The 22,486-nt window shown below is 71.2% G+C and carries 12 protein-coding genes and 1 tRNA gene; 5 read left to right on the forward strand and 8 right to left on the reverse strand.

Annotated elements, in window-relative coordinates; all coding sequences use genetic code 11:
* From ADK67_RS41245 to ADK67_RS41260, 4 genes are all read right to left on the reverse strand, one after another.
* Positions 1-6,138, reverse strand: a 6,138-nt coding sequence (locus tag ADK67_RS41245) for an RHS repeat-associated core domain-containing protein (protein ID WP_053722040.1), incomplete at its 3' end; no start/stop codon positions are given.
* Between the two features lie 149 nt (positions 6,139-6,287).
* Entirely contained in the window at positions 6,288-10,493 is a 4,206-nt protein-coding gene (locus ADK67_RS41250) for a LamG-like jellyroll fold domain-containing protein (protein WP_157621481.1), read from the reverse strand.
* A 1,210-nt stretch (positions 10,494-11,703) separates the two neighbouring features.
* Positions 11,704-11,777, reverse strand: a tRNA-Leu gene (locus tag ADK67_RS41255).
* Between the two features lie 68 nt (positions 11,778-11,845).
* Complete coding sequence (locus tag ADK67_RS41260) at positions 11,846-12,127, reverse strand: metal-sensitive transcriptional regulator (protein WP_053722042.1); 282 nt, start codon at positions 12,125-12,127, stop codon at positions 11,846-11,848.
* 273 nt (positions 12,128-12,400) lie between these two features.
* Here ADK67_RS41260 and ADK67_RS41265 point away from each other — a divergent pair, with 273 nt between their 5' ends.
* Positions 12,401-12,742 carry a histone-like nucleoid-structuring protein Lsr2 gene (locus ADK67_RS41265; protein ID WP_015104119.1) on the forward strand — a complete coding sequence of 114 codons (342 nt, stop codon included), beginning with the start codon at positions 12,401-12,403 and terminating at the stop codon, positions 12,740-12,742.
* Positions 12,743-12,807: 65 nt separating this feature from the next.
* Here the strand turns inward: ADK67_RS41265 and pabB are convergent, their stop codons facing one another.
* The 3 genes from pabB to ADK67_RS41280 all read right to left on the reverse strand — a co-directional run bounded on the left by pabB (position 12,808) and on the right by ADK67_RS41280 (position 16,388).
* Complete coding sequence (pabB, locus tag ADK67_RS41270; RefSeq protein ID WP_053722043.1) at positions 12,808-14,823, reverse strand: aminodeoxychorismate synthase component I; 2,016 nt, start codon at positions 14,821-14,823, stop codon at positions 12,808-12,810.
* 117 nt (positions 14,824-14,940) lie between these two features.
* Positions 14,941-15,888: a hypothetical protein gene (locus ADK67_RS41275; RefSeq protein ID WP_053722044.1), complete on the reverse strand. Its 948-nt coding sequence runs from the start codon at positions 15,886-15,888 to the stop codon at positions 14,941-14,943.
* Entirely contained in the window at positions 15,885-16,388 is a 504-nt protein-coding gene (locus tag ADK67_RS41280; protein ID WP_053722045.1) for a SigE family RNA polymerase sigma factor, read from the reverse strand. Before ADK67_RS41280 ends, ADK67_RS41275 begins: the two co-directional genes overlap by 4 nt.
* A gap of 115 nt (positions 16,389-16,503) precedes the next feature.
* Here ADK67_RS41280 and ADK67_RS41285 point away from each other — a divergent pair, with 115 nt between their 5' ends.
* The 4 genes from ADK67_RS41285 to ADK67_RS41300 all read left to right on the forward strand — a co-directional run bounded on the left by ADK67_RS41285 (position 16,504) and on the right by ADK67_RS41300 (position 20,312).
* Entirely contained in the window at positions 16,504-17,721 is a 1,218-nt protein-coding gene (locus ADK67_RS41285; protein ID WP_331459391.1) for a metallophosphoesterase, read from the forward strand.
* Positions 17,722-17,819: 98 nt separating this feature from the next.
* Positions 17,820-19,004 carry a type III PLP-dependent enzyme gene (locus ADK67_RS41290; RefSeq protein WP_053722046.1) on the forward strand — a complete coding sequence of 395 codons (1,185 nt, stop codon included), beginning with the start codon at positions 17,820-17,822 and terminating at the stop codon, positions 19,002-19,004.
* 55 nt (positions 19,005-19,059) lie between these two features.
* Positions 19,060-19,473 carry an adenosylmethionine decarboxylase gene (speD, locus tag ADK67_RS41295; protein ID WP_053722047.1) on the forward strand — a complete coding sequence of 138 codons (414 nt, stop codon included), beginning with the start codon at positions 19,060-19,062 and terminating at the stop codon, positions 19,471-19,473.
* Complete coding sequence (locus ADK67_RS41300) at positions 19,470-20,312, forward strand: spermidine synthase (RefSeq protein ID WP_197289865.1); 843 nt, start codon at positions 19,470-19,472, stop codon at positions 20,310-20,312. Before speD ends, ADK67_RS41300 begins: the two co-directional genes overlap by 4 nt.
* A gap of 52 nt (positions 20,313-20,364) precedes the next feature.
* Here ADK67_RS41300 and ADK67_RS41305 read toward each other — a convergent pair whose 3' ends face one another.
* Positions 20,365-22,425, reverse strand: a complete 2,061-nt coding sequence (locus tag ADK67_RS41305; protein ID WP_053722048.1) for a S9 family peptidase — start codon at positions 22,423-22,425, stop codon at positions 20,365-20,367.
* Positions 22,426-22,486: the final 61 nt, after the last annotated feature.

Below are 22,486 nucleotides of genomic sequence, written 5' to 3' on the forward strand. Positions count from 1 at the left end.
GTGCAGCACCGTGCGTTCCATCACGAGGGTGCCGGTGCAGTCCTGGATCGGGCCGACAAAGCCCGGTGCCGCGCCGCCGCATTCGCCTTCGACGGAGTAAGTGTCCTGGTAGACGTCGTAGGCGTCCCACTTGCCGGTCTCGCGGTTGAGGACCAACTGGCGGTTGTAGGGGCCCCAGCCCTTGCCGGGCGGGATGGCGTTGACCGTGCTGACGTGCGTGACCTTGGGACCCGAGCGGGTGTTGGCCGTGCCCGACTTGCCCTTGGCGAGCGCGGCGATGGCGTTGGACAGGGCCGTCGCGATCATCTGGATCGCTTGGATCAGTTGGTCGACGAACTCGCCGCTGGGGTCCGACAGGGTGACGGGGCTGTGGTGGGCGTAGGCGTAGCCGTGCATCTGGCGCGGGTCGTGGAAGTCGACGATGGGGTCGACCGAGACGAACCGGCCCAGGGCCGGGTCGTACTCGCGGGCCCCGACGTGGGTCAGGCCGGTGGGGTCGCGGTCGCCGCCGACGAAGCCCTTGTTGTTGGGCCACACGGGCTGCGGGCCGCGGGTGCCGCCGTGGGGCAACTGGTAGCGGCGGGTCACCGTCAGGTCCGAGGTCCGCAGCGACATCACGCCGGTGCCCTGGTGGTCACCGATGAGATAGGCCAGGCCCCCGGCGGTGGAGCGCTGCATGGCCACCGCGTCGCCGTGGCGGTAGTAGCGGACGCAGCTCGTGGCGGTCGAGCCCTTCGGGAGACGGACCTCCTGGCCGGGCAGGTAGAGGGTGGTGGCGTCGGCGTCCCGGGCGATGAGCCGGACGCCGGTGGCGTCGTAGAGGTACGACGACACCACCTTCGTGCCCTCGGTGACCGAGGCGACGCGGCCCTCGCTGTTCCAGTGCAGCTCCTGGGTGACGTCGTCCACCTGGCGGGTGAGGGTGTTGCCCGCCGCGTCGTAACCGAACGAGCTGGTGCGCTGGGCGCCGTCGGGCGCGGTCTCGGTGACCGAGCGGGTGGTGTGCGGCTGGCCCAGGCCGGCGGCGTCCACGGTCGGGTGGCCGTAGGTGCGGAGCGTGGTCCCGGCGGCGGCGTGGGACTTCTCGGCGACCCGGTTGCCCGCCGCGTCGAACTCCCACTGCATCCAGTACGGGGCGGCGCCGCCGAGTGCGGCGGTGGTCGGGGCGGCCGAGCAGTCCCCGGAGGCCGGGGTCCACGCCGAGGCCAGTCTGCCCAGCCAGTCGTGGTCGAAGCACTGGGTGTCGTGCGGGCCGCCGGCGGGGACGTCGGAGATGCGGGTGATGTTGCCGGCCTGGTCGTAGCCGTAGCGGCGGTCGACGACGTTGGACTGGCTGGTGGTCTCGCGGTTGACCACGCTCTGGATGAGCCTGCGGGTGCCCTCGTCGTAGAAGTTCGTCGTCACAACGTTGCGGGGCGAGGTGGCCGCGCCACGCACGACCTGGAGCATCTCCCCGTACACCGAGTAGGTGGTGTCGGAGACGTAGGTCGCGGTGCTGCCCGACACCGGGTTGAACGCGAAGGACGTTTCCGGCAGGCCGGCGCCGTCGTAGGTGTGGTGCACGACTTCCCGGGCCAAGCCGCCCGCCGCGGGCATGGTTTCCGTGGCGAGTTTGCCCGTCGCGGTGTAGGTCTGCTCGTAGAGGTACTCGCCCTGGAGGGCGCCTTCGACGGCCGGGATGGTGACCTTGGCGCCGGTGGTGCGGCCCGCGCTGTCGTAGCCGGTGGTCTCGGTCCGGTAGGCGTGTCCCTCGGAGTAGCGGGTGGAGGACACGGGCCTGCCGTGGCCCAGGGTGTCGTAGGTGAACTCGGTGAGCTTGAGCCCGCTCAGCGAGCCCTCGTGCGTCGCGGTCTTGCGGCCGAGCACGTCGTAGGCGGTGGCCACGGTGAAGCCGCGCCCGTCGGTGGCGCTGACCGGGCGGCCGGCCTTGTCGTGGACCGTGGTCGAGACGCCCGCGTCCGGGTCGGTGGTGCGGACCTTGTTGCCCGCCAGGTCGTACTCGAACGTCCACTTGGCGCCGGCCGGGTCGACGACCGTGGCGAGCTGGCCACCGCGGTCGTAGGTGTAGCGGGTGGCCTGGAAGGCGGTGGCGACGTCACTGCCTGCCTCGGTGCGGACCTTGTAGTCGCGCTTCTCGACGTGGCGGCCGAAGGCGTCGACGAGCAGGGTCGTGGCAGTGCCGCCCTCGGGCGGGATGGTGCTCACCTTGTCCGCGCCGTGGTGGGCGGTGGTGGTGCGCCACTGCTCGACGGCCTTCTTGCGGTAGATCGAGGCCGTGGCGCGCCCCAGGGTGTCGTACTCGGTGACGGTCTGGTTGGGCACGTAGTTGTCTGCGGCCCCGTACAGGGTCGTGGACGGCTCTTCCTCGTTGTAGTACCCGTTGTTGGTCTTGACCACCAGACCGCGAGTGTCGTAGATCGTGTCGGTGATGATCCGCCCGGCGTTGGTGGCAGGCGGCGTCTGGGACTGTCGGTTGCGCAGCAGCCCGTCCAGCAGGGTGTAGGAGGTCTTGTACGCGCCGCTGTCCTGGAGTGACTTGGTGGCGATGACCGAGGGACCGTCGGCGCGGGTGGTGTACTCGAACACTGCGGCCGGGGCCTTGGTCTTGTCGGTCACGCCCGGGGTCCACACGCGCGCGGTGCGGCCCAGCGGGTCGAACTCGCCCTGGGTGATCACGCCGGCGGCGTCGGTGGTGGCAACCGGCCTGCCCCGGCGCGGGTCGAGCTGAGTAAGGGTGCTGTGGCCCAGGGCGTTGGTGGCTCGCACACTGGTGACCAGCCCGGTGGCGGGCAGGTACTCGGTGGTGGATGTGGCCCCGAGGACATCCACGGAGATCAAGGTGCGGCCGTAGCCGTCGTGGGTGGCCTGGGTCTTCGACCACTTCTTGCCGTCGGCCGCGGTCCAGGAGTCCAGGGCCATGGCGGTGGTCACGTCACCGCGCACCGGTGCCGCGCCGACTTCCTGCCCGTCGTAGGCGAACTGCCCGGCCGACAGGACCGTCCCGGGTACGGCCTCGGTGGCGCAGGTGCCCGCGTGGGTCGTGGTGGTCTCGCGCAGCCCGAGAAGGTGCTTGTCCGCATTGGACACGTACGTCGTTCGGGTGCACTTCTCGTCACCTGAGGGGCTGGTCTCGTCCCAGGTGGAGACGACGCCGAAGTCCTCTTCGCCGATCGGGAAGCCTTCAGTGTCGAACTCGACGACCCGCTTGGTGCGCCGCCAGGTGCCGTCGGCGAGGCGGTCGCGCTTGCGGATCGACTTGACGTTGACCTTGTAGGCCCGCTTGTCCCCCTTGGTGGCCGTCGGACCCGACACCCAGGGGTCGTTGATCGCCAGGCTGACGAGGGCGCCGTCGAGGAGGGTGCGCTCCTCGCGGAGGAACCCGGTCAGCGCCTCGTGGTCGGTGGCCGCGTCGTCGGTACCGGGAACCGACACCGCGCGCTTCGCGCCGTTGGGCAACCGGTCGCCGTCCATGCCGCGCAGGTACTGCGACTCGGTGACGACCTGCCCGGAACCCGGATCGCCGAGGGTGGTGCGCACGGCGCCGAAGCCGCGCCAGCGCGACCAGCTGCGCTCGGTCGCGGAGACCATCTCGTTGTCGTCCCACGACCAGGCTGCGCCGCCGGGGTAGTCGTAGTTGGTGCGCACGGCGGGAGAGCCGCCGGTGAGGTCCTGCTCGACGACCTCGGCCACGGCATATTTGTGGAACCAGTCCAGGATCGGGTTCTCGTAACCGGAGTAGGGCTTCCACCACATGGGGAAGCAACGGCGGGTGTTGCTCTCCGGGGCCGGCATCGGCTGCCCCGCCACGCAGTCACGGTCGTGGTAACGCACCCCGGTGTTGCCGCCGTGGCCGTTGTCGATGCCGGTGAGGCGGTAGCGCGACAGGGGGCGGATCTCGGTGCGGGCGTCCACCCGGTTGTCCAGCGGGCTGCCCGCGAACGTCGTGGTCGGGGTGGTCGCGGTGCCGCCGACGTGCCCGGTGCGCTGCACGGTCCGCAACCACAGCGCCGGGTCGGTGCCGTCGGTGGTGGCCGGGAACAGGTGCGTCAATGCCCACGAGTCCACCGGCTGCCAGCCGCCGACGTCCACCTTGGCGGTGATCTTCGTCAGCCGCTTGGTGGTGAAGAACGCCGGGGTGTGCACGCCCGGGTCCCATTCGTGGTTGACGAAGACGGCCTTGCAGTCGCTGCCATCGCGGCAGATCAGGTCCACGGGCACGTCGGGCCAGTGGGATGCGTTGGCCTCGGTGCGCTGCTCGGGGGCGCAGGTGACCGCTCCGCCGGGTAGGCAGCGCTCGGCGACCTCGAACTCCGCCTTGGCGGGCGGCGATGCGAACAGCGCGTCCTCGCGCAGGCCGTAGTCGACGGTGGTGAGGTAGCCGCCGCGCACGTACTCGGTAGCGGCGCCGTCGATGCCGCCTCGGGTGTAGCGGTTCTTCTCCTGCGCGTACCGGAACACCATGGCGTTGCCGTGGGCGTCGATGACCAGGTCGAGGTTCCACCGCCACGCCTGTTGGCACCAGGAGGCCGCGAAGGTCGCCGTGTTGCACTGCTCGTTCGCGTGGTTGCCGAACACGGGCACGGTGAACGTGGACCCGGTGTCGGGAGTGCCCGCAGGGGCGTCGGGGAGGCGGTTGAGGCCGAGGAAGTAGCGGGTGCCGTCGGTGGTCGTGACGACCCAGTGCTCGCCGTCGTTGTCGCCGTTGGCCGCACCCGTGCGCAGCTCGATCTTGGCGCCACTGTCGGCGCGTGCCACCCATCGGCCGGTGGCCGCGTCTTTGATCAGCTCGCCGGTGACGCCGCCGACGGAGATGACGGCGTTCTCCCCCGCCCAGCACAGGTCGGCGGATTCGAGGGTGCCCTGGTTGCCGCCGTCGTCCTCGGCGCAGCCCTTGTAGCGGCGCTCGACGAACCCGCCGGGGGTGAACTCCCACCCGTCGCCCACCCACGACGCCTGGGCGTTGGTGGCCGAGGTGCGCCCGTCCACGGACCCGGAGTTGTAGGCCAGGGCCAGGTCGGGGACCAGACCGCCGGGCACCGGCGGCACCGGCATGGGGTAGGAGTAGGTGAAGTCGCCGGAGGGGCCGCCCGCCGACCAGGAGCCGGTGGGAGAGAGGTCGGAGGCGGTGAAGTCGCCCTCGGAGCCCTTGGCCCCGGCCACGGCTGCCAGCACGGTCGGGCTGTTCTCGGCCGCCTGGCCAAGGGAGGCCATCCGGGCAAAACCGGCGACCTGGGTCGTGGTGGGCGCGGACTCGCCGGTAGGCGCCGGGCTCGTCGTGCCGGGCGCGCTCGATCCGGGGACTTGGGGCGCGGGGGATGACGGCGCGGTGGAGGACGGCGCGGGTGAGGAGGGCGCGGGAGATGTCGGCGAGGGAGACGACGACTCGGTGGACGGCTGCTCGGGAGCGGTCTGCTCGGCCGCGGTGAGGGCCGCGGTGCCGGACAGGAGCCCGCGGGCCGGGACGTTACGGCCCGGCACCGGCGTGGCCGTGCGGCACTCCGGACGCTCCGGGGTGGTCAGGGCGCAGGCGGGCAGCTCGACCAGCACCAGGCGCGAGGCCCACCCACCGCCGTAGGCGCGGGCGAAGCCGCTGTAGTCCAGTTCCACCTCGACCTCGCCGCCGCGGCCCCGGCCGGTGTCGGCGACGGTGAAGACCACCCCGTCCACCCCGAGCCCACGCGCGCGTTCCCGGTCCAAGACCTCCACGCGAACCTGCTCAAGTCCCGCGGCGCCCTTGCCCTGGCCCACCCGCACCGGCAGCCCGTCGGCCCGCGCCTTCTCCGCGGCACGGCCGGGCAGGTCCAGCACAGCCGACCCGGCCGAGGGCCAGTTCGGGCGGGCCGGCTCCGTCATGGCCCGCTCGGCGGTGTGGTCGACGCCGAGGACGCGGGCGACCGGCACGGGCCCACCCGGCACCGACTGCACCTGCTGCACCTCGGGCAGCGGCGCACCGCCGAGCCAGTCCTGGGGGTCGGGCCGCGGCGCGGAGCCGGACACCACCGATGCGGTCATGGCGACCGCGGTGACGACCACCACGGACTTGACCGCCGTGCCGACTCCGGCGACGCTCGACAGGCCGAAGGCACCTGCCCACCACGCGCGCCTCGACCGGGGCCGGTGTCTGTCCTCGCTGCTCATCGACGAAATCCCCTCAATGCAAGAAAAGCCGCAGGGCAAGAAGCGCAGACGGGGAACCCCGTGCGAGGAGTCGCCGTGCGGAAAAGCGGGAAAGCGGTGGCGGCACCGGAGCGGGCGCGCCGGAACGCGCCCGCCCACCGGTGGCGGGATCAGGTCTCCTCGCCGCCCCCGCCGTCACTGCCGTTGGCGATCGCCAGGGCCGCCTGCGGGCTGAGCACCCCGGAGAACACCCGCACGTCGCGGATCTGGCCCCGCCAGGCGTCGGTGTTGAGCCCGGTCCAGGTGCCGCGCCCGATCAGCAGCCGACCGGTGTCCGCGGAAAGCGACTGCGGCAGCGACCGGTAGGGCAGGTTGCCCGGGTTCTCGTTGTTGAGCATCCAGGTCTGCGGCGCCCCGTTGACGTAGAGGCGCAGTTGCCCGTTCCCGGCGTCGTAGGTGACCGCGAGGTGGACCCACTCCCCCTCAACAGCTTCCTCGTTGGAGTAGATGCGGTGGATCACCGGCGCGTGCTGCAACCCGCTGGCGGCCATCGCCTCCCATCGCCGGTTGCTCGGCCGGTAACCGACGGTCAGCGGCATGTGGACCGAGCCACCGAGGGAGAACACCGACCGCGCGGCCGTGTCGTGCGCGTCGGCCTTGGCCCAACCCGCGATGCTGAAGGAGCGGTCGGTGCCCACCTCGGGCGCCAGCGGTGCGTTGACGTCGCTGCCGCGGTTCCACATGCCGTGGGCGTCCTCGGCGGTGACGGCGCGGCTGTAGACGCGCAGTTCGTCGACCACACCGGGGAAGAAGTCGCCCTGCGCGCCGTTCCACAGGCTCCGGCCGACGGTGAAGGTGCCGTTGGCCGACCAGGGCGTGGTGAACGACGTCTCGCTCTCCAGCGTGCCGTTGACGAACAGCCGGATCTTGCCCGCAGCCGCGTCATAGGAACCCACCAGGTGGGTCCACCGGTCCACCACCGGCAGGGCGGAGGACACGGCGCGGGCGACGGCGGCGTTGTCCTGGTCGCCGTGCGGCACGGTGAAGACCCACCGGTTGTCCGCCTTGGAGTACGTCAGGGAATACCCGGACACCCGGGTTCCGTCCTGAGCCATCACCGCCGCGCCCTGGTTGGTGTGGTCTATCCGCACCCAGGCCGCCACGGAGTAGGAGCGGGTGGTGTCGACGCGGGTGCCTCCGGTGAAGATCCGCTCGGCCACCCCGTCCAACGCCACGCCCGGTCCGATGCGGCCCGGGACGAAGCGGGCGGGTGACTCTCCCGTGCTGCCCCAGTACCGCAGGGCGGCGGCGTTGGCCCCCGAGGAGTCGACCATGTCGTTGTCCAGCGCCCACCGGGCTTTGAGGTCGGTCCCGGAACCCGCCCACTGGTCGGCGGCGTACGTGAACCGGCCGTCGAACACCGCACCCGGACCGTCAGGCACCCAGGAGACGCCGCCACCGTAGAGAGTGCCGTCGTTGGCGCCCACGGAGTCGTCGGCGACGACGCCCGCGTCCTCGGCGAGGGCGTAGCGGGCGCGTTCGACCGGGACGTTGGCCAACGCGGCGACCTCCGACGGCACCAGCAGCCGGTTGTACACCCGCACGTCGTCCACCCGGCCGTACCAGGGGTTGCGCAGCGCGGCCTCCCACCGGCCTCGCCCGACGAGGATGTCATCGGCCGAGGCGGGCGGGACGACGCCGGTCAGGCAGGAGGACTGCTTGACGCCGTTGACGTAGAAGCACGCGGTGTCGTTGGCGTCGTCCACGGTGAGGGCCAAGTGGGTCCAGACACCCTTCTGGGCGGGCGCGTCGCTCCAAACCACCCGCAGGCAGGGCGGCGTGGTCGGGTTGCAGGACACACCCAGCGACCACATCGCCGCGGGCTTGTCGTCCTTGCGGTGAGCCAACATCAGAGGCGAGGCGTAGGTGTCGTCGATGGCCAGCGGGACCGCGGTGTTGTCCCCCGTGGCGGACGGGTCGTACCAGACCCACGCCGACAGCGACAGCGACCGCGTCGGGTCCACCACGGGTCCGGTGGCCACGGCGACGTCTTGGACGCTGCGGCCCAGCTGCAGTCCTTGGCCGACGTGGCCCTGCGCGCCCTCGGTGGTGACCATGCCCTGGAAAGCCAGCGGGTGGGCGCCGGACTCGCTGACGTCCTCCCCGCCGTTCTCGAAGGTCCAGTGCGCCACCGGGGCCGAACCCTCGGGCACCCGGAACAGGTACTTGGTGTAGTCCTGTGCCTGGTCGGGCTGCGGGACCAGCCGCGACGACTGGTTGCCCGCCCGGTCCACCGACTTGACGTACAGCGGGAAGTCGCCCTGGGCCAGCGGGGTGAAGGAGACCTCGGCCGTGCCGTCGGACTTGGCCGCGACGCTGTTGCGGTAGTCGTCCACGCCGACCGACCACAGGTAGCGGACGACGTCCACCGTGCCGCCCAGCCCGGTCGCGGCGCCGGGCGTGAACTTGAACCGCCCGGTCACCCCGACCCCGCCAGTGGGAACGTCGGGGGAGTTGTAGGGCGGGTAGACCCCGTTCACCGACTGCACGCCAGGGGCATCGGGGCTCACGGTGTCGCGGGTGAAGCGGCAGTAGTCGTCCGGAGCCCCGAGGGGCCCGGTCCACGGCGAGGACAGCGCGTCACCGCCGTCGCCGTCCCACGCCTGCACCCGCCAGGAGATGACGCCGCCCCCACCCATCCACTCCGGGGGCACGGTGACCTGGTGCATGCCGCCGGAGGGCTGACCACCGGTGTCCAGGAAGCCCTGCCGCACGCCGTCGCGGTAGACCACGAAGCTCCCCCGCGCCCACGACCCGGGGTCGGAGTCGGTCAGTCGGGCGCGCAGGGTGACGTCGCCGCGACCGACGACGGTGGCGGCGGCGACGTTGGTGCAACCCAGGCCGGCCTGCCCGTTGAAAGCGCCCAGCTCGGACGGACGGTGCGGTGCGGTGTTGTACTGCACGGTCAGCCCGGGGTTGGTGCGGAAGCGCCGCCAGTGCGTCTGCACCGACTCGCTGTCGCCGAACAGGCCGAAGGTGAGGCTGCCGCGCCCGCCCGCAGCCCAGATCTCACGCACGTAGTTGCTCAGCGCGTCGCCGCGGTTGCCGTCGTGACCCGGGGTCGACCAGCCACCCTCCCCCGGGCACCCGGTGTAGGCGCCGACGTTGCCTACGTGCCTTTCCAGACCGGGCTCGCTGCCGAACCGAGTCCCCTCTCCGACACCGCCGGTGACGTGCACTTGGGTGACACCGGGGCAGTTGGAGTAGGAGTTGTTGACCGTCAGGTACAGCTTGGCCCAGTGGATGGCCGCCGAGCGCGGCACGCTCCCGAGGTCGAAGGTGATGTAGGAGCGCGCGGTGATGTAGACGCCCTGGGTGGAGTCGTAGACGTACCCGGTTTTGAGGTAGGTGTCGTTCCAGGCGGATTCCCCGACCGAGTTGCCGTACTTGTAGAGCACCACCTGGCTGACCCGGCCACACCCGCAGGAGTACGACGGATCGATGTAGACGGGGTAAGTGGTCGCCGGGTCGGTCAAGAACGCCTGGTCGGGGGTGATGGCCACCTCGGTGTCGGTGACCCGGACCCCCATTACGGCCGCCCGGTCCCGCTCGTCGGGCTCGACCAGCCGGTCCGCGGCCGGCCCCTCCCCGGAGGAGTCCCACATGCGCGAAGCATCGCCGGTGAACAGCGCCTGCCCGTCGGCGTCGACGACTGACAACCGTGAGGGCACGGGACTCGCAGAGCGCGCTCCCGGCCCCGGCACGTCGGTCTTGGTGACCTGCGTGCCGCGGGTGTGGTTGCCGAAGCGGATCTCGCGCAGCGCGGGATTCATCGCCGCCTGCGCGGTCTTGACTACCAGGACCTGGGAGAACCCGAAGCCGTCCACGGTGATCTTCAGGTCGACCCCGGACAGGACCTCGGGGTAGGTGGCCGTGTCGTCCACCAGCACCGGCTCCGGCAGCACGCCCGGCCACGACAGGCCGACCTCCTTGCCCTCGTGCCCCACTACCGCCAGCGGCGCGCGGTCACCACCGCCGGAGAGGACGATGTCGGCTGCAGCCACCCAGGGGCGCACGAGGCCGTCGGACCCGCGCTCCAGGGTGGCGTCGATCTCCTGCCAGGACCCCGCCTTGCGGGTGCGCACCGGCCAGGCGTGCACGGTCTGCTCGATCTTTCCGCTGGGCAGCGCCACCGCCCGGGTGGTCTCGGTGGTGACGCCCGCGACCTCCACGGGCTCACCCGTGCGCACGGCCTCGGCGATAGCGTCGGTGTAGGCCGGGCCCAGCGGTGCCGACTCCACCCCTGCCACGCGCTCGCGGTCGGCGGGGTCGGTCGGCACCTGCTCTATGGCGGACGTGCCCGCAGCCGGGGGCACGACGGGCTCGGCAGCGGCACCGACGGGAGCGATCAGTCCGAATGCGACAGCGAGGACAGCGCTCGCAGCGCATATCCGCGCCCGACCGCGCGCGACCGTATCCATGACGTAGCCCCCCAGACCAGCCAGGCAGGCGACGACCGCCCACCTCAAACGGGACAGACTCTTGGTCAATCAAGCGGCTTCGGGCAATACCCCCCACCAGTGGGCACGGTCACGTAACACTGGACGGTCCACACGCGATCGTGAATGACCACCGCAAGTGAAGCTCGTCTCCGACGATTCCCGCACCCTGCCGAGGGAGTCGACCCGCTACGCCTCCCCCTCGCAGCCTTGTTCGGCTCCTCCGTGCCGGCGTGCACCACGAGAAGAGCGGAGTGGATCGTCACGCGCACGCAGAACCGGCCCAGTGGCCGGTTTGCGCATCCTTCGCACGGTGCCGCCCGCGCACGCGAGCATGGCGACTGGACGCATTCACATCCCCGGCCAAAGCGGCTTCAACGATGCGGTGACAGCAAAGCCGGTTTTCAACCGCTCAGACCTCCGGTGCGGCACCGCCGGCCGGCTTGGGATCGGGGCACCTCCGTTGCCGATCCACCCCCGGTGACGGCAAGTCGACGTCGAACCGCAGCACCTCGTCCACATCCGGCGCCGCGATGTCGGTGTCACCAACCGGACGTCGGTGATGTTCCGGCCAGCGACCGAAGACTGGCCCGTCGCCGTGGTGCCCGACATCGCCACATCGCCGGACCGCGACCCGGCCCCCGCACCGGACGCTGGAGCCGGGCTTTCGCGGCGAGCGTGCCGGACCAAGGACCCACCACACGTCCTACCCCGACCGCAGCCTCGTCGACCCCGCATCCGCCGAGCCTGCCCCTGCCGATGTGCCACCAACCTGGAACACCGAACGTGCAATGAGCTGAGGTCCGCTCACCGAACTCGCGACACCTCGACGCTCGCCAAGATCAAGGCGGCGAAGTGAGCCGATCCGCACATCCACACTTCGTCCTGGGCGAACCTGTGTTCGTACTCGAACGAACATCCGCTCGCGCCGCCGATCGGACGTTGGAGTTCGACGCATGCTCATGCAGCACGCGGGCCGCGCGCCCGTAGGACCGGCAGAACAGAGTTGATCTTGGGATTGACGTCCCCGACTCTGCGCCGATCCACAGAGGAGCAGTTGACCTGCGGAAACACTTGATCATGTGAGTGCCCCCGGTGCGACTCGAACGCACACTGGACGGATTTTGAGTCCGCTGCCTCTGCCGATTGGGCTACGGGGGCCGGCGGGAGGACTGTACTCGATCAGGTTGCCCGGCCGCCGTTCGGGGGGCGGCCGGGCGGTGCGTGGGTCAGGAGCGGACCAGGCGGGTGATTGCGGCGGAGGCTTCGGCGATCTTCTCCTCCGCCACCTCGCCCCCCTCGGCCACGGCCTGCGCCACGCAGTGCTTCAGGTGCTCGTCGAGCAGACCCAAGGAGACCGCCTGCAACGCCTTCGTCGCGGCGGAGATCTGGGTCAGCACGTCGATGCAGTACTCGTCGTTCTCGACCATCCGCTGGAGGCCGCGGACCTGCCCCTCGATGCGTCGCAATCGCTTGAGGTACGCGTCCTTGTCCGCCGTGTAACCGAGCATCGCTCCCGACCTTCCCTACCCTGGACGGGTATCCGAGTCCAGGATAGGCCACCCGACCGGGTGTGACGGGCACCACGGGGGGACGGCGGGCGGGCCGCACATTTCGGCCCGGCGCGGTTTGTGTCGCGAAATGACCCGTCCGGGGGCATCAGTCACATTTTCACCGCGAAAGGTTAGGCGATATTCCTCTCGTGCACTATGGTGTCGACCTAAGCGTGTGGCGCAGAACAAGTCGAGGGCAGCACGCGCTATGCGAGCACACACGGAGGAACAGTGGCACAGCAGACCGTCGTCCAACTCATCGACGACCTCGACGGCAGCGAAGCCGCCGAGACCGTGACCTTCGCGCTGGACGGTGTGGAGTACTCCATCGACCTCTCCAAGGACAATGCGGACAAGCTCCGCGAGTCCCTGGCCGACTTCGTCGCCAAGGCGCGCCGCGCAGGTGGCCGCAAGCAGCGCAAGGGCACCGGCAAGAGCACGGTAAAGGCTGGTGACAAGGCCCAGGCCCAGGCGATTCGGGACTGGGCTCGCGCACAGGGCCACCAGATCTCCGACCGGGGCCGCATTCCCCAGGGGCTGGTCGTGCAGTTCCAGGAAGCCCACGCTTCCTGAGTCGCGTCGTTTTCCCCTGCGGTGGACTACACCAACCGCAGGGGAAAACGGCAGGTCAGAGCCGTTCAGGGCAGGGAAGAACGCCCTGGGAACTCCACGCCGGCCAGGCTGAGCAGGGCGGTCGCCTTGACCGCGGTCTCCTCGAATTCCTCCGCCGGGTCGGACAGCGCGATGACCGCGCCCCCGACGCCGAAACTCACCTTGTCCCGGTCCACCACCAGCGTCCTGATGACGATGCTGAAGTCGGCCGTTCCGGAGAGTGAGAAGTAACCGAGCGCCCCGGAGTAGACACCCCTGGGCCCGGCTTCCAGCCCGTCGATGATCTGCATTGTCCGGATCTTGGGCGCACCCGTCATGGACCCGCCGGGGAACGCGGCCCTAACCACCCGCACGGCGGAACTACCGGAACGCAGTCGAGCCCGAACGGTGCTGACGAGCTGGTGCACTGTCGCGTAGCTCTCCACCTCGAAGATCCTGGGCACCTCGACGCTGCCGACTTCCGCGCAATGGCCCAGATCATTGCGGACCAAGTCCACGATCATGAGGTTCTCCGCGCGGTCCTTCGCGCTGGCAGCCAAGGCCGTGCGCAAAGCCCGGTCCTCGGCGGCGGTGGCCCCGCGGGGGCGCGTGCCCTTGATTGGCTCGGATTCGACGACACCCTGTCGGTCGACCCGGATGAACCGCTCGGGTGAAGTGCTGAGCACGGAGAGCGCACCGAAACGGAGCAACGCCCCGAACGGCGCGGGGCTTTCCGCACGCAGGAACCGGTAGGCGTCCCACGGGTCGAGCGGCCCGCGCCACGTCACCGTGTTCGTCAAGCACACCTCATAGCTCTCGCCCGCCGTGATGGCCTCCTGACAAGCCGCGACCAGCTTCAAGTAGTGCGAACGGTCGTGCCGGGGCTGCACGGAGTCGGCACGGGCCGGGCGCGGCGGTGGTGCCGGCGCCGCGCTGAATTGACGCAGGAAATCGGCCGTTCGGCCCAACCAGCCGTCCTCGTCGGACAACGCCAACAGGTACACGCACCGGGTTTCGTGGTCGAAAACCAGCGCCCGGTCGGCGAACACGAATGCCGCGTCGGGCTGCTCCGAACGGTGCGCCGCCGCGCCGCCGCATTCCGCCTTCAGCTCGTACCCGAGGTAGCCCACCCAGCCGAGCGCGAACTCGAACGGCACGTCCGGCGGCGCCACCCGCCACGCCGCCAGGTCGGCCTCCAGCCAGTCGAAGAACGGCCCGGAACGCGTCACGCCGTCCACGGTCACCTCGCCGGTCCACACGTCGTACGTAGCCACGCGCGCCAGCGGCCCGGACGCGTCGCCCATCACGGAGAACCGGCCACGGTTCCCGGCGAGGCTGCTGTCCAGCCAGAACGCGTCGTGGGAAGCCCCGTACAGGGCCGCGTAGACGTCCTCCGGCGGCGGGTGCGCGTCCACCCGCCGCACCAGCACCTCACGGGTCGCCTCAGCGCGCCGGACGGGAGGCGGAGGGAGGTCGGGCAGGACGGCGGCGCCGTCGGTCAGGTCGCGGAAGTTGGCCAGCAGCTGGTGGCCGTGCGCCGTGCACACCGACTCGGGGTGGAACTGCACGCCCCAGGCGGGCCGTGACCGGTGCCGCACGCCCATCAGCACGTCGTCGGACTCGGCCCAGGCGATCGGCTCCAGCGACGGCGGCAGGTCCGACACGGCCAGCGAGTGGTACCGCACGACGGGCAGCGGCGACGGCAGGCCGGCGAACACGTCCACCCCGGTGTGCCGCACCTGGTCCACCACGCCGTGCCGGGGCGTGACCAAGCCCACGGACGCGCCGTGCGCGAGGCACAGCCCCTGGTGGCCCAGGCAGACACCCAACAGGGGGATGTCGGCGTGCTCGATCACCTCGCGGCACAGGCCGAAGTCGGCGGCGCGCTGGGGGCGGCCGGGTCCGGGCGAGATCACCACGTTGTCGAACCGCCGCAGGTCGGACAGCCGGAACCGCGGGTCGTCGTTGGTGATGACGACCGGTTCGCGCCCGTTCACCTGAGCCAGGTACTGGAAGAGGTTGAAGGTGAACGAGTCGTAGTTGTCGATGAGCAGCGTCCGCATGGCAAACAGCACGGTACCTGCACGAACACACGGATGGAGTACCCCCGGACGAGGAGCTGAAGACGCCGAAGAGGCCGGGCGCGCGTGCCGCCCGGCCTCCCAGTCCCCCGTGGTGGCTCAGTCCAGGTGGAACTTCGGGTCCGCGGCGAGCGCCGCGAGCTGAGCCCCCGTGAACGCCGGCCGGGACAACGCCGGGTGACCGGACTCCAGGTACTCGCTCGAGTAGGCGACCGTCACCAGGGTGCCGTCCGGGTACCGGTAGAACGCCGCGGCTTCCAGCGTGTTGCGGTCAGCGTCCGCGGTGGCGCCCGTGACGACGCCGACCTCCTTGCCGCCGACGTCGACCACCTCGCACGTGCCGCCCTCGATCGGGTACGGGTACTTGGTCGCCGCCTCGCACCCGCCGAGGTCGCCGAGCCGCGTGTTGCCCTTGGTCTCAACCTCGACGGTCAGCTCGCCGACACCCGCCTCGCCGGTGATCACGACCGGGGTGTGCGCCCAGTACTCCCAGACCTGCAGCTCGCCGGCGTACTCGACGAACTGCGACTGGTGCCGGGTCATGGGCCCGTACTCGGCGAAGCCGATCCGGGTCCGGTCCTCGGCCTTCACGCCGGGCGGCAGCGACGACGCGACGTCGTTCAGGAGCTTGGCGCCCTTGTCCGCCCGCGGTCCGCTGGTCGCGGTCCGGTCGCCCTGCCCGTTCGGCCACGGGGTCTTCGTGTCGGACATCGGCGGTCCACTGGGTGGCGTCACGGCGGTCACCGACGGCGACTCCGACGGCGGCTCGGCGGTCGGGGTGACCCTCGGTCCGGACTCCGACGGCGGCCCTCCCGCCACCTCGATGACGCCGGTCCCGCCGGCCCCGCCGGTCAGGGTCGGCACCAGCACGGCGCCGACCGCGATGGCCACCACCGCGAGGCCCGCGACGACGCCGCCCCAGGTCGCCTTCCGGCGGCGCTGCGCACGGCGGGCGCGGTCCAGCGCGGCCTCGGGGCTCATGGGCGGCGGCGGGCTGCTCGCCACCATCACTTCCTGCAACGCGCTCTTCAGCTCGTGCTCGTTCATCGCACCTTTTCTCCCTGCTGAGGGGTGATCAGGCCGCGCAGCGTCTGCAGCCCCCGCGCGGCCTGGCTCTTCACGGTTCCTTCGGAGCAGTTCAACGCCCTGGCGGTCTCCTCGACCGACAGGTCTTCCCAGTACCGCAGCACGAGCACGGCGCGTTGCCTCGGCGGCACCTGGGCCAGCGCCGCCAGCAGCACCAGCCGGTCCTCCGCCGACCCGCGCGTCACGGCCGCCGCGTCGGCGGTCGTCTCGCTCACCCGTTCCTTGCGGAACCAGCCCCGGCGCAGGTCGGACACGAACGTCCGGACGAGCGTCTGCCGGGTGTAGGCGTCGAGTGCCTCGTGCCGGTTGATCCGCCGCCACGCCACGTAGAGCTTGGCGAAGGTCGTTTGGACCAGGTCCTCGGCACGGTGCCAGTCGCCGCACAGCAGGTACGCCGTGCCGCGCATGGCCTCGGACCGCGCCGCGAAGTACTCGGCGAACGCGGCGTCCCGATCACTCATCTGTCCTCCCCCGTACTGCGGTACGAGGTAATCACGCTCGCGGGCGACCAGGGGGTTGCATGCCCTCGCCGAGATTCGTGGAAACTGGACTCACCACCACTGGGGAGGCCCCGCCTTGTTGTTCTTCGTGCTGTTCGCGGTCGTGATGGGCGCGGCCCACTACTACATCTGGCGGCGGGCCGTGCGGGCCACGACCCGGCCCGGGCGTGGCCGGCGGATCGGCACCGGGGTCGTGGTCTTCCTCTACCTGCTGGTGATGGCGGCGTTGTCGGTGAGCAGGCTCGGCGAGTCGGGGCTCGTCGTGGCGGTGGCGTGGCCGGGCTTCTTCTGGCTGGCGGGCGCGTTCTACTTCGCGTTGATCCTGGGCGTGCTCGAGATCCCCCGCCTGGTGCTGAACCGCGCGGCACGCGCGCACGAGGTGCCCGCCGCGGTCGGCGCGCCCACCGCGGAGGTCGAGGCGCCCGGGGCGACGCTCGAAGAGCAGCCGGTCGACCCGGGCCGCCGGCTGTTCATCGCCCGGTCGCTCGCCGTCGCGGGCGGCGTGGCCACGGTGGGCGTCGTCGGCTTCGGCGCCACGCAGGCGCTCGGCGACCCGGTGGTCAAGCGGATCCCGGTCACGCTGGGCAAGCTCGACCAGCGGCTGTCCGGCTACCGGATCGCGGTGGTGAGCGACATCCACCTCGGACCGCTGCTCGGCCGCGCGCACACCGAGCGGATCGTGCGGATGATCAACGAGCAGGGGGTGGACCTGGTCGCCATCGTCGGCGACCTGGTCGACGGCACGGTCGACGAGCTGGGCGAGGCGGCGGCTCCGCTGCGCGACCTCGTGAGCACGCACGGCAGCTTCTTCGTCACCGGCAACCACGAGTACTACTCGGGCGCGGAGCCGTGGCTGGCGGAGCTGGAGCGGCTCGGGGTGAACCCGCTGCGCAACGAGCGGCTGCGGATCGAGCGGGCCGGCGCGTCGTTCGACCTCGCGGGCGTCAACGACGTCACCGGCGAGACCTTCCAGGACGGTCCCGACTACGGCCGCGCGCTGGCCGGCCGCGACACGTCCACGCCGGTCGTGCTGATGGCGCACCAGCCGGTGGCGGTCCGCGAGGCCGCCAAGCACGGGGTCGACCTGCAGCTGTCCGGGCACACGCACGGCGGGCAGATGTTCCCGTTCCACCTCGCGGTCGGCTTGCAGCAGCCGGTGCGCAGCGGCCTGGAGACGGTCGACGGCACGCAGGTCTACACCAGCAACGGTGCCGGGTTCTGGGGTCCTCCGGTGCGCGTCGGCGCGGCGCCGGACATCAGCGTCGTGGAGTTGCGTCACAAGTTCGCCGGCTGATAGCGCATTTTTCGCCTTCACCACCTAGAGTGGACCGCCGTGCCCGAACACGGTCGGACCGTGCCTGATCACGGTCGCGAAGGGGGACCCCTAGCGAGATGACGACGAGCTTTGCCGACGAACGGCTCCACGAGGCAATGGCTCGTATTCGTCGTTTCCTGGACCACGACCGCCCCGACACCCCCTGCCTCGTCATCGACCTGCCGACGGTGCGCGACCGGTTCGCGGCGATCCGCGCGGCGCTGCCGCGGGTGGGGATCTTCTACGCGGTCAAGGCGAACCCGACGCCCGACGTGGTCGGGCTGCTGGCCGCCGAGGGCTCCAGCTTCGACGTCGCCAGCCCCGCCGAGATCGACCTGTGCCTGGCCCGCGGCGCGGCGCCGGAGGCCATCTCCTACAGCAACCCGATCAAGAAGGCCCGTGACGTCGCGTACGCCTACGGGCGCGGTGTGCGACTCTTCGTGTCCGACAGCGAACAGGACGTGCGCGTCCTGGCCGAGCACGCGCCCGGCGCGTCCGTGCTGCTGAGGATCTTGGTCGACAGCTCGGGTTCCACCTACCCGTTCGGCAAGAAGTTCGGCTGTTCGCCCGAAATGGCGACGGATCTCCTGCGGTTGGCCGCCGAACTCGGCCTCGTTCCGCTCGGCGTGGCGTTCCACGCCGGATCGCAGCAACTCGACCCGAACGGTTGGGACGGCGCGATCGCCGACGCCGCCGTCATCATCGGGAAGCTGCGCGCCGAAGGGCTTTCGCCGACCACGGTCAACCTGGGCGGCGGCCTGCCCGCGGGCTACCTGACCCAGCCCCCGCCGCTGGCCGAGTACGCGGCCGCCATCACGGCGTCGATCGCCCGCCACTTCGGGGACTTCTCTCCCGAGGTGATGATCGAGCCCGGACGCGCTATCGTGGCCGAGTCGGGTCTGATCCGCTCCGAAGTGGTGCTGGTGTCCCGGAAGTCCTATTCGGACGAACACCGCTGGGTCTTCCTCGACATCGGCCGCTACGGCGGCCTCGCGGAGACCGAGGGCGAAGCCATCGCGTACCCGCTGGTCACCAGCCGGGACGGGGTGCCGCAGGCCGGTGCGCCGGTCGGCCCCGTCGTGCTCGCCGGTCCGACGTGCGACGCGGACGACGTGCTGTACCAGAACACGTGCTACGAGCTGCCGCTGGACCTGCGCGCGGGCGACCACGTCGACCTGCTCGGCGCGGGCGCCTACACGGCCAGCTACTCGTCGGTGGCGTTCAACGGCTTCCCGCCGTTGGCCACCCACTGCGTGCGATGAGCACGCCCCCGCCTGTCCGCTGCTGTGCCCCTCCTGAAGATGTTTGGAGTGATTGATGTCCGAACTCCCGTGCGAAGCCGAGCCGGTTGGCTTGTTCGCAGGACAGCACGTGCTCGCCGAGCTTGAAGGCGTGAGCCCCGAACTGCTCGACGACGAGCGGTTCCTGCGACACGCGCTCGGTGAAGCGCTCACCCAGGCTGATGCCACGGTGTTGGAGGTGGTCTCCAAGCAGTTCGAGCCGCAAGGGGTCACCGTGCTGGCCCTGTTGTCGGAGTCGCACGCGTCCATCCACACGTATCCCGAGGTCGGGGCCGTGTTCGTGGACGTGTTCACCTGCGGCACGCGCGCCAAGCCCGCGCTCGCGGTGCAGTTGCTGGCCGAAGCGCTGGGAGCTGCGTCGGCACGGACGGACATGATCAGCCGGGGCCACCGCGTCCCCGCGCTCGTCGGTGAGGAGAAAGCGTCGTGATCCGCGAACCGCTCGCGGCCGGTATGACCAGGCACTGGGACGTCGAAGAGGTCGTGGTCGACACCAGGACCGAGTTCCAGCACCTGGTGATCGCCCGCACGTCCCAGGGGTTGTCGCTGTTCTGCGACGACGACCGGCAGAGCACCGAGTTCAGCCAGCTGACCTACCACGAGGCGCTGATGGTCCCGGCGCTGCTGCTCGCCGACCGCGTCGACCGGGTGCTGGTCATCGGGTCGTCCGAGGGCGTCGTGTGCCAGATGGCGGTGGCGGCCGGCGCTTCGGTGGTCGACCACATCGACATCGACGCGCAGGCCGTGCGGCTGTGCGCCGAGCACCTGCCCTACGGGTACACGCTGGACGAGCTCGCGTTGGCGGAGAAGGGCGAAGGCCCGGTCCACGTCCGGTACATCGACGGCTACGAGTACATCCGGACGACGTCGGAGCGCTACGACATCGTCCTGGTGGACCTGCCGGACGAGCGCGAGGAGGAGGCGCAGCACAACCGCTTGTACGGCGCCGAGTTCCTGGCGATGTGCAAGGCGCTGCTCACGCCCGGCGGCGTCGTGGTGTCGCAGGCGGGCTGCCAGACGATGTGGCGCAACACCACGCTGGTCCGCATGTGGGAGCGGTTCAACGAGGTGTTCGGCACGGTCGCGTACTACGGCTCGGACGAGCACGAGTGGGCGTACCTGTTCGGGCGCGCCGACGAGGTGGCCGACCCGACCGCGCTGATGGTCGAGCGGCTGCCCGGGTGCGGCTACCAACCGGAGTCGATCGACGACCTGGCGCTGGTGGGCAACTCGATCCCGCCGTACCTGGTCCGCCACTCACTGGCCTGACCGCTGTGCGGAACGGGGCCGTCCCTGGCTGGGGGCGGCCCCGTTCCGCGTGTCAGGACAGGGCGCGGTGGAGGAAGTCGACCTGGAGCAGGAGCAGGTTCTCGGCCACCTGTTCCTGCGGGGTCATGTGGGTGACGCCGGAGAGCGGCAGCACGGTGTGCGGGCGGCCGGCGGCGAGCAGCGCCGACGACAGGCGCAGGGTGTGCGCGGCCACCACGTTGTCGTCCGCCAGGCCGTGCACGATCATCAGCGGGCGCTCCAGCTTCGGCGCGTCGGCGATGAGCGAGTTGGCGTCGTACACCTCGGGCCGCTCCGCCGGGTGACCGAGGTACCGCTCGGTGTAGTGGGTGTCGTAGAGCCGCCAGTCGGTGACCGGCGCGCCCGCGATGCCCGCGTGGAACACGTCCGGGCGGCGCAGCACGGCCAACGCCGCCAGGTAGCCGCCGTAGGACCAGCCGCGGATGCCGACCCTGGTCAGGTCGAGGTCGGTTTCGGTGGCCGCGACCGCGTGCAGCGCGTCCACCTGGTCTTCGAGGGTGGCGCCTGCGAAGTCGAACGCGATCTCCCGCTCCCACGCCGGACCGCGACCGGGCGTGCCGCGGCCGTCCACGACGAGGACCGCGAAACCCTGGTCCGCCAGCCACTGGGAGGCCAGGTAGGCGTTGCGCGCCGACACCACGCGCTGCGCGTGCGGGCCGCCGTACGGGTCGAGCAGGACGGGCAGCTTGGTGCCCGGCACGTGGCCGCGAGGGAACAGCAGCGCCGCCCTCAGATCGCGCTCGCCGACGGTCAGCAGCCGCACTTCCGGCGCCAGCACGGGGGTTTCGGCGAACGTGCCGATCTCGCCGCCGGTGGAAACGGTGACCTTAGGTCCGAAGTGGTCCATCGACGAGCGGGACAGCACCAGCACGCCGCCCGCGCGCGTCGCGCCGTGCACACCATCCTCTGTGGACAGTCGCGTGACGGCGCCGTCACCGACCAGGTACACGTGCGTCTGGGTCGGGTCGTCGGTGGACGCGGTGACCAGCACGCCGTTCTCGGCCACGTCGAGCACCGCGCGGACCTGGAAGCCGTCCGGCGTCCACGGCCGGTCGCCCACGACGAGCCGGTTCGCGTCGCCGACCGGCAGCACGCGCAGCAGTGCGCCGTCGGGCGTCCAGCGCGGCGTGCCGGGCACGATCTCCAGCCAGCGCGGGTCGGTGTCGTCGGCGACCACGTCGGTGGCGCCGGTCTCGGCGTCGACCGCCAGCACCTGGACGCGGCGCTGGTCGCGTGACTGGACCTGCACCAGCGGCTTGCCGTGCGAGGTCCACGACACCGTGGTGACGTACGGGAACGCGTCGCGGTCCCACTTCACGTCGGTGCGGCCGGCGCCGAAGACGGCCAGCTCGACCACGGCGTTGGCCTCGCCCGCGGCGGGGTAGGCGATCTCGGCGGCGGGCGTGCCGGGGTTCGCCGGGTCGGCGATGTGCCAGCGCGGCACGGGCGCGTTGTCCACCCGGGCCGCCAGCACCCGCTCGCCGTCCGGGGAGAACCAGTAGCCCCGGTAACGGCCCATCTCCTCGGCCGCGATGAACTCCGCCAGGCCCCACGTGACGTCCGGGCCGTCCGGCGACGCGACCACCCTGTCCGCGCCCGTCTCCAGGTCCACCACGTGCAGCGCGCCGCCGGCCACGTAGCCGACCTTGCGGCCGGTCGGGTCCAGCCTCGGGTCGATGGCCGCGCCGTCCACGGGCAGCTCGCGGACGGCGGCGGTGGCCAGCTCGACCACGAACAGCCTGCCGGACAACGCGAACACGGCCTGCCGCACGTCGCCGTCGGTGGCGTAGCCCACGATGCCCGCCGCCGACTCGCGGGTGCGCTCGCGGCGGGCCCGTTCCTCCGGGGACAGGTCCTCGGGGTCGGTCAGCAGGGCGCCGGGGTCGGCCAGCAGCGTCTCGGACCGGGTCGCGGTGTCGAACGCCCACAGGCCGTTCGCCCGGCTCGTGGCCGTGGCGGTGCGGAGGAAGTACACCTTCGCGCCGTCCGGCGCCGCGGTGAACGTCCGGGGTGCGCCGAGGGTGAACCGCTGGGTGCGCGCGTGCTGGCGCGGGAAGGAGATCTCGTTGCCCACCCGGACACCCTATGTCCCCGCCCGGTCGGCGGTGCGGCGGTGCGGGGCCGACCCCTGTCTT

Origin of the sequence: Saccharothrix sp. NRRL B-16348 (genome assembly GCF_001280085.1) — a bacterium.
Lineage (GTDB): Bacteria > Actinomycetota > Actinomycetes > Mycobacteriales > Pseudonocardiaceae > Actinosynnema.

What these genes read in the sequence shown, in the direction of transcription:
- ADK67_RS41280 (WP_053722045.1), bottom strand. Translation starts at nt 16,388, where the DNA reads ATGAGTGATCGGGACGCCGCGTTCGCCGAGTACTTCGCGGCGCGGTCC.
- speD (WP_053722047.1), top strand. Translation starts at nt 19,060, where the DNA reads ATGTCCGAACTCCCGTGCGAAGCCGAGCCGGTTGGCTTGTTCGCAGGA.
- pabB (WP_053722043.1), bottom strand. Translation starts at nt 14,823, where the DNA reads ATGCGGACGCTGCTCATCGACAACTACGACTCGTTCACCTTCAACCTC.
- ADK67_RS41275 (WP_053722044.1), bottom strand. Translation starts at nt 15,888, where the DNA reads ATGAACGAGCACGAGCTGAAGAGCGCGTTGCAGGAAGTGATGGTGGCG.
- ADK67_RS41260 (WP_053722042.1), bottom strand. Translation starts at nt 12,127, where the DNA reads ATGCTCGGTTACACGGCGGACAAGGACGCGTACCTCAAGCGATTGCGA.
- ADK67_RS41290 (WP_053722046.1), top strand. Translation starts at nt 17,820, where the DNA reads ATGACGACGAGCTTTGCCGACGAACGGCTCCACGAGGCAATGGCTCGT.